Source organism: Veillonella parvula (assembly GCF_024461875.1).
In the GTDB taxonomy this organism is placed as follows: Bacteria; Bacillota; Negativicutes; order Veillonellales; family Veillonellaceae; genus Veillonella; species Veillonella parvula_I.
The window spans coordinates 1-582 of sequence record NZ_JANGAL010000022.1; the positions used below are offsets into that span (position 1 = coordinate 1).

Annotated in this window: 1 protein-coding gene; it reads left to right on the forward strand. The window is 44.0% G+C overall.

The genetic code is table 11. From position 1 onward, the window contains the following. On the forward strand, window positions 1-582 hold a 582-nt coding region (locus tag NE668_RS10570; protein WP_256196763.1), incomplete at both ends, for a hypothetical protein.

The window sequence follows — 582 nt, forward strand, 5'->3', positions numbered from 1 at the left end:
TTACCGATAAAGGCTTAAACAATGGTGGTAAAGTCATCTCCAATGTAGCGAGCGGTGGTGATGTTGATACGAATGCGGCAAACATCGGTGATGTGAAGAAAGCGGCTGCAGCATCTAAAACGACAGTATCTGTTAATAAGAAGAATACAGAAACTCCGAATTTGGTACTAGAAGAAACTGTAGATCCTGCTGATGGTCATACAAATTACGATATCAAATTGGCGGATAAAGTTAACTTGGGCAATGGTAATATCGTTCTTGACGGAACTGATGGCAGCATCAAGACTAAAGGCAATATTACATCCGAAGGTACTGTAGAAGGTAAAGACCTAAAAGCGGGCGATGTAACTGTTAACAAGGACAACAAAGGTACTGTGAACGGTTTATCCAATAAGACATGGACTCGTGGACAGGCTCCTGTAAGTGGTCAAGCAGCGACAGAAGACCAAATCCAAGCGGTAGATACTCGTGTTATCGCGGTAGAAGATAAGGTAGCGGACTTCGGCTGGTTGGCGAAGAGCAGTGCAGTAGGTACAGGTCAAGCAACAGGTAATAACACAGCCACTAAAGTGGGGGACAAAA